The organism is Novosphingobium sp. BL-S-19 (assembly GCF_055521675.1).
Map to the genome: position 1 here is coordinate 255,785 of NZ_CM145497.1, position 6,716 is coordinate 262,500.

5 protein-coding genes, 1 tRNA gene and 2 rRNA genes (1 of these 8 cut by a window edge) are annotated in these 6,716 nt (G+C 58.1%); 1 reads left to right on the forward strand and 7 read right to left on the reverse strand.

The window, feature by feature from the left end; genetic code table 11:
* Positions 1-8: 8 nt before the first annotated feature.
* The 4 genes from ACZ1JV_RS01130 to ACZ1JV_RS01145 all read right to left on the reverse strand — a co-directional run bounded on the left by ACZ1JV_RS01130 (position 9) and on the right by ACZ1JV_RS01145 (position 4,027).
* On the reverse strand, positions 9-980 hold the full coding sequence (locus ACZ1JV_RS01130; RefSeq protein ID WP_465149250.1) for a quinone oxidoreductase family protein: 972 nt from the start codon (positions 978-980) through the stop codon (positions 9-11).
* A 61-nt stretch (positions 981-1,041) separates the two neighbouring features.
* The gene (locus ACZ1JV_RS01135) at positions 1,042-1,668 is read right to left on the reverse strand and encodes a TetR/AcrR family transcriptional regulator (protein WP_465149251.1); all 627 of its coding nucleotides are present in this window, start codon (positions 1,666-1,668) and stop codon (positions 1,042-1,044) included.
* 311 nt (positions 1,669-1,979) lie between these two features.
* Entirely contained in the window at positions 1,980-3,011 is a 1,032-nt protein-coding gene (locus ACZ1JV_RS01140; protein ID WP_465149252.1) for a methionine synthase, read from the reverse strand.
* A 29-nt stretch (positions 3,012-3,040) separates the two neighbouring features.
* Complete coding sequence (locus ACZ1JV_RS01145; protein ID WP_465149253.1) at positions 3,041-4,027, reverse strand: DUF1852 domain-containing protein; 987 nt, start codon at positions 4,025-4,027, stop codon at positions 3,041-3,043.
* Between the two features lie 120 nt (positions 4,028-4,147).
* On the opposite strand from ACZ1JV_RS01145, the gene ACZ1JV_RS01150 reads away from it, so the two are divergent.
* Positions 4,148-5,350 carry an IS256 family transposase gene (locus ACZ1JV_RS01150; RefSeq protein ID WP_465149753.1) on the forward strand — a complete coding sequence of 401 codons (1,203 nt, stop codon included), beginning with the start codon at positions 4,148-4,150 and terminating at the stop codon, positions 5,348-5,350.
* A gap of 149 nt (positions 5,351-5,499) precedes the next feature.
* Here the strand turns inward: ACZ1JV_RS01150 and ACZ1JV_RS01155 are convergent.
* From ACZ1JV_RS01155 to ACZ1JV_RS01165, 3 genes are all read right to left on the reverse strand, one after another.
* A tRNA-Met gene (locus tag ACZ1JV_RS01155) sits at positions 5,500-5,576 on the reverse strand.
* Between the two features lie 205 nt (positions 5,577-5,781).
* Positions 5,782-5,896: ribosomal RNA gene (gene rrf, locus ACZ1JV_RS01160) — 5S ribosomal RNA — on the reverse strand.
* Positions 5,897-6,034: 138 nt separating this feature from the next.
* Positions 6,035-6,716: ribosomal RNA gene (locus ACZ1JV_RS01165) — 23S ribosomal RNA — on the reverse strand (it continues 2,111 nt past the right edge of the window).

A 6,716-nucleotide genomic window follows, 5' to 3' on the forward strand; every position in this document is an offset into this window, starting at 1 on the left:
TCGGAGAATCAGGGAATCAGCAGCAGCTTGCCGGTGGTTGCGCGGCTTTCCATGTCACGGTGCGCCTGAGCCGCATCAGCCAGCGGATAGACGCCGCCGATCCGCACCTTGAGATCGCCCTGAAGAACCCAATCGAACAGGCGTGCGGCGTGCTCCCGAAGCAGTTCGGGGCTATGAACATGGTCAGAAAAGACCGCATAGCCGAGCTTGATGCTGCGCGGCAGGCTCAGGAGATCGATGGGACCGGGGCCGCCCAGAACGGGGCCGTACCAACAAAAAGTCCCGCTCCGCCGGAGAGAATCGATCGACCCCTGAAAAGTCGTCGGCCCGGAGCCATCGTAAACAACATGCACGCCCTCACCGCCAGTCAGCGTCAGCACTTGCGAGGCAAAATCACCCTCGGCGTCGATAATGACGTGGTCTGCACCTGCTTCCTTGGCGACAGCTACCTTGTCCGCGCTCGATACGCGGCCGATTACGGTTCCTCCACGCAGTTTGATGATCTGGGTCAGTAGCAGGCCGAGCCCGCCTGCCGCCGCATGAACAAGCGCTATCTCGCCTGCCTGCACCCGGTAGAAATCCGTGGCAAAATGGCTGGCCGTAAGCCCCTGCATCATGATGGCGGCTGCGGTTCTGTCGTCTAATTCGTCAGGGATGGTCACTAGGGATTCTGCCGGCAGCACGATTTTCCCGGCATAGCTGCCGGGTGCATAAACCCATGCGACACGCTGGCCGATAGGCAGCGAAACTCCAAGGCCAACTGCTATAATACGGCCTGCGCCTTCCACGCCCAGGACTTTGGGATTGGGCATCTCTGTCCACGCCATGCCCTGGCGAACGCCGATGTCCATGAAATTGACGCCGGCAGCGGCAATCTCGACGAGGACCTCGCCGGGGCCGGGTGTGAGAATGGGCTCCGGAAACTTGGTCAGTTCGAGCATGTCCGCACTTCCCGTCCCTGTCATCACGATCGCTTTCATTTCCGCATCCTTTTATTGAACGATTGGTCCATAACTAGGCAAATAAAAAGAGGTCCAGCGCCTAGCGCAAAGCTCGTAGCGCGAGATCGCCCAGCGCGCGCAAGTCGTCGTCTCCAGCGCCCGCCCGCGCGGCAATCCGTAAACCGGAAAAGCTCATCACTATGAACGAGGCTATCGTGTCGGGAGCCACATCCGGAGCAACATCGCCCTCGCCCTGCGCCCGGGCTATCGTATCGGTCAGGACCATTCGCATGGAATGGTCGGCAGCATCGCGGATGGCGACGAGTTCCGGCCGACTACGGCCGAATTCGCAAATCGAACCGACGCCGAGACAGGCATCCCGAGCATTGTCGATCACCCGATCGACCATCGCTTGGATCCCTTCTATAGCCCGCGGCTTGCTTCGCAGCACGGTGATATGCTCACCTGTTTCATCGGCAACGTAGCGGCGCAGCGCCATCTGGTAGAGCTGCCATTTGTCGCCAAAAGTGTTGTAAAGGCTCTGCCTGCCGATTCCCATGGCGTTGACCAGCATCCCGGTCGACGTTCCTTCGTAGCCATGTTCGCGGAACACCACCATGGCGGCGCTCAGCGCTTTGTCCTGATCAAATTCCCGCGGTCTCGCCATGCCGAGCGAGATAGGAATTGTGGAACGATCAGTCAAGTATGGCGCGATCGATGCAAGCATTGGGCCTCATTCAGATGGACAAAAGAGGTCAGCCTAAACCTCCGAGCGGAAAATTGGCTGCTGAGTTGCCGAGAAGGCTCGGCTGCCGCCCCCCCCAGATTACGATCGAAAATGGCAGCTAGTTCCTATCTGATGCCCGAAAGCCGCCAGTCTCTCTACGGCCAACTCCCGTCATCCGAATGGTCAATGGCGGACCCAACTTAATCAGCCGTTCCCTTCCCACCCGATGATGGGCTGGACCCTCACAGCGCAACTGAATTGCGCCCGCCTCCCAATCTCCACCACAGATCGCGAACGACGGTTTCAGCGGCTTACGGGCCCAGGAACTCCTTTCGGACGATTTCTGCGCCTGCACCCAAGGCATTCAGCTTCCCTCTTGCCACGCGGCGAGACAGGGGAGCCATCCCGCAGTTGGTGGAAGGATAGAGCTTGTCGGCATCCACAAACTGGAGGGCGCGCCGAAGGGTTTCAGCGACTTCCTCCGGAGTCTCGATCGTGTCGGACGCCACATCGATGGCTCCAATCATCACCTTCTTGCCGCGAATGAGTTCGATCAGGTCCATCGGAACGTGGGAATGGTGGCATTCCAGCGAGATGATATCGATCGTGGACTTCTGCAGATTGGGGAAAGTCTGCTCATACTGCCTCCACTCGGACCCGAGCGTCTTCTTCCAGTCCGTATTAGCCTTGATGCCGTAGCCATAGCAGATGTGCACGGCCGTTTCGCACTTTAGCCCTTCGGCGGCCTTCTCCAGGGTTGCGATGCCCCAGTCATTCGCCTCATCGAAGAACACGTTGAACGCCGGCTCGTCGAACTGGATGATGTCGACACCAGCGGCCTCCAGTTCCTTCGCTTCCTGATTGAGGATCTTCGCAAATTCTGAGGCCAGCTTTTCGCGGCTCTTGTAATGGGCGTCGTAAAGCGTGTCGATCATCGTCATCGGGCCTGGCAGCGTCCACTTAATCGGATGATCGGTCTGCGCGCGCAGATATTTCGCATCTTCAACGAAGACCGCCTTTGGGCGAGCGACTGCGCCCACAACCGTCGGCACGCTTGCATCATAGCGGTTGCGAATCCGGACGGTCTCGCGCTTCTCGAAATCGACACCGCTGAGATGCTCGATGAAGGTCGTGACGAAATGCTGGCGCGTCTGTTCACCATCACCGACGATATCAATGCCCGCCTGCCGCTGATCGTCAACCGCCAGACGCAAGGCGTCTTGCTTGCCGGTAACCAGTTCTTCGCCCTCCAGCTTCCATGGCGACCAAAGCGTCTCGGGCTGTGCAAGCCAGGATGGCTTGGGCAAGCTGCCGGCGGTCGATGTGGGTAACAGTCTCTTCATATCGGATAACCTTGTGATTTCTTGACTGATCAAAGGGCGCAATTGTCAGACCATTGCTGGAGAATAGCTTTGTGCGGTTTGATGAATTGTTCTTCGGCGAACTTTCCCTGCTCAATAGCGAGGCGGCTCCGCTCCTCCCGGTCATAGACAATCTGGGTGAGCGAATAGTCCTGATGCTCCAGGCTCGGCTGATAGACCTTACCTGCCGCAGAATTGGCGTTGTAAATCTCGGGACGATAGATCTTCTGGAACGTTTCCATCGTGCTGATGGTGCTAATAAGCTCAAGGTTGGTGTAGTCGCCGAGCAAATCGCCGTTGAAGTAGAACGCCATCGGCGCGGCGCTATCCCGCGGCATGAAATAGCGCACCTTGAGGCCCATTTTGGCAAAGTACCGGTCGGTCGAAGAGAACTCGTCTTGCTGGTATTCGGCGCCCAGGATGGGGTGCTCGTTTTCAGTGCGGCGATAAGTCTTGCTGCTTGAGACGCTCAGGCAAATCACCGGCGGCTTCTTGAAATGCTCGTTGTAGGCATTCGAATTCAGGAAGCTCTTGAAGATCTTGCCGTGCAAGTCGCCGAAATCATCCGGAATGCCGAATGTCGATTTCCCCTTGTTGTGCTCTGGCAGCAGCACACTGAAATCGTAATCCCGCACGTATGAGGAGAAGTTGTTCCCGACGACGCCCTCGCTCCGTTCGCCGGTTGTCTTATCGACAATGCTTGTTTTGAGGATTTCGATCATCGGGAACGCGTCACCGCCGCCGTCGGCATCGACCTTCATTTCAACGGAAATGATCTCCAGGGCGACGGCATAGCGATCGCCTTCGGGATTATCCCAGTGCGCCAGGGCATTGAAGCGATTGTCGATCATGGCCAGGGCTTTGCGCAGGTTTTCCTGACGGCTCTCCCCTCTGGCCAGATTGGCAAAGTTGGTGGTGACGCGCGTATTGTCTGCAGGACGATAATCCTCGTCGAAGCAGATGCTCTTGATACTGAATAGGAAGTCTGGGTTGTTCATGGCTGTGTGTCCTGAATGGGATCGTGTCCCAGGACGTGGTGTAGCTGAAGGCTGAGGTGGTCACCGTGATTTTCGGGTAGGTTTGGGTTGCGAAGCTCAAACTTGACGGAAGGAATCACGATGACCGATCCGATGATGCACTTGCGTTCGCTGGTAGAGAAGACCCCGGATGCAGATATTCTGCGCGAGATGATCTCGTTTGCCGCCGAGCGGCTGATGGAGATGGAAGTCGGCAACCTGACCGGTGCCGGCCATGGCGAGAAATCTGCGGCGAGGCTGGTCCAGCGCAACGGCTACCGCGAGCGCGACTGGCAGACGCGAGCAGGGACGGTCGAACTGCGCATCCCCAAGCTCAGGAAGGGAAGCTACTTCCCCGGCTTCCTCGAACCCCGTCGCATGGCCGAGCGGGCGCTGACCGCGGTGATCCAGGAAGCGTATATCCAGGGCATCTCCACCCGCTCGGTAGATGACCTGGTGAAGGCGCTGGGTATGGATGGGATCTCGAAAAGCCAGGTCAGCCGGCTTTGCGAGGAACTCGACGAGAAAGTCGGTGCCTTCCTCGAACGCCCAATCGAAGGCGACTGGCCGTACCTATGGATTGACGCCACCTACGTGAAAGTGCGGCAGAACGGGCGTATCGTCTCGGTGGCGGTGATCGTCGCGGTGGGCGTCAACAGCGATGGCCGCCGCGAGGTGCTAGGTATGGATATCGGTCCTTCCGAGGCCGAGCCGTTCTGGACCGCTTTCCTGCGCAAACTGACGCGCCGAGGACTGCGTGGCGTCAAGCTGGTCATCTCCGATGCGCACGAAGGCATTAAGGCGGCGGTCTCCAAGCTGCTGTGCGCGACCTGGCAGCGCTGCCGCGTCCACTTCATGCGCAATGCACTCGCCCATGCCGGCAAGAGCGGCAGGCGCGTGGTCTCCGCGTTCATCGCCACCGCCTTCGCCCAGGAAACCCCAGAAGCTGCGAGCCAGCAGTGGCGCTCGATCGCCGACCAAGTGCGGCCCAAACTGCCCAAGCTAGCCACGCTGATGGACGACGCTGAGCCCGATGTGTTGGCCTACATGACATTCCCGCGCGAGCATCGCGCCAAACTACACAGCACAAACCCCATCGAGCGCCTCAATGGCGAAATCAAACGGCGGACCGAGGTCGTTGGGATCTTCCCAAACGAAGCCGCCATCACCCGTCTCGTCGGAGCCATCCTCATGGAACAGTCCGACGAATGGGCCGTCCAGCGCGCACGTTACATGACGCTTGAAACGATGGCCCCGCTCAGCGACAATCCTATTGTCATGCTGTCGGCAGTACCTGGCTCATGATCGGCTCAGGCTGAAGCCGAAAAGCAAGGTGGTCCAGAAAAGCTACACCACCTCTGGGGACACGATCTCCGACAGGAACAAAATCGGCATTGCACACTGCACATATCAACCTGCAAAGCAGCGCTTCATTGGAATGGGTTTTTTGTGATTGGTTGCGGGGGTAGGATTTGAACCTACGACCTTCAGGTTATGAGCCTGACGAGCTACCGGGCTGCTCCACCCCGCGTCACCATTGAGGGCTGAGAGTGTCAGCCCGGAAGCGTTTTTGTGTGTTCATCCGACTGCGTCGGCCTGAACGGCGGGCTGCTCCCCCCCGCGTCAGCGTGTTTTGCGTCTTGTAGAGACGCGAAGAGGGCCTCGAGGGCCCTCTTTGGGGCACTGTGTGCCCTTTGTCATTGTGATGGGTTTTTAATCAGCCCGCCGGCTTCAATGCCTGGCGACGTCCTACTCTTCCGGGGCTTGAGCCACAGTACCATTGGCGCTGACAGGTTTCACGGCCGAGTTCGAGATGGGATCGGGTGGGTCACTGACGCTATGGTCACCAAGCAATGGAGACGGCGTGCTGATTTTTTAATCGATGTATCCCGTGCTGCTCTAAGTAAGAGCTTGATATCTGGCTGGATGATCGTCCGATCATCAGTGAGGTGCTGCTTGGTAGCAGGGTTGTCATTGATGGTGGGATTCATCAAGCATGAACAGAGTTATTAGGACCGGTTAGCTCCATGCGTTACCGCACTTCCACACCCGGCCTATCAACGTGATGGTCTATCACGACTCGAAGATACCTAATCTTGAGGGAGGCTTCCCGCTTAGATGCTTTCAGCGGTTATCCCGTCCATGCATAGCTACCCTGCTGCGCGGCTGGCGCCACGACAGGTACACCAGAGGCATGTTCAACCCGGTCCTCTCGTACTAGGGTCAACTCCTCTCAAGTATCGACGCCCACGGCAGATAGGGACCAAACTGTCTCGCGACGTTCTGAACCCAGCTCACGTACCACTTTAATTGGCGAACAGCCAAACCCTTGGGACCTGCTCCAGCCCCAGGATGTGATGAGCCGACATCGAGGTGCCAAACGATTCCGTCGATATGAGCTCTTGGGAATCATCAGCCTGTTATCCCCGGCGTACCTTTTATCCGTTGAGCGATGGCCCTTCCACGAGGGACCACCGGATCACTATGACCGACTTTCGTCTCTGCTCGATTCGTCAATCTCGCAGTCAGGCAGGCTTATGCCATTGCACTCTTGCAGCCGGTTTCCAACCGGCCTGAGCCTACCATCGCGCGCCTCCGTTACTCTTTAGGAGGCGACCGCCCCAGTCAAACTACCCGCCACAGAGGGTCCCTGCACCGGATAACGGTGCGA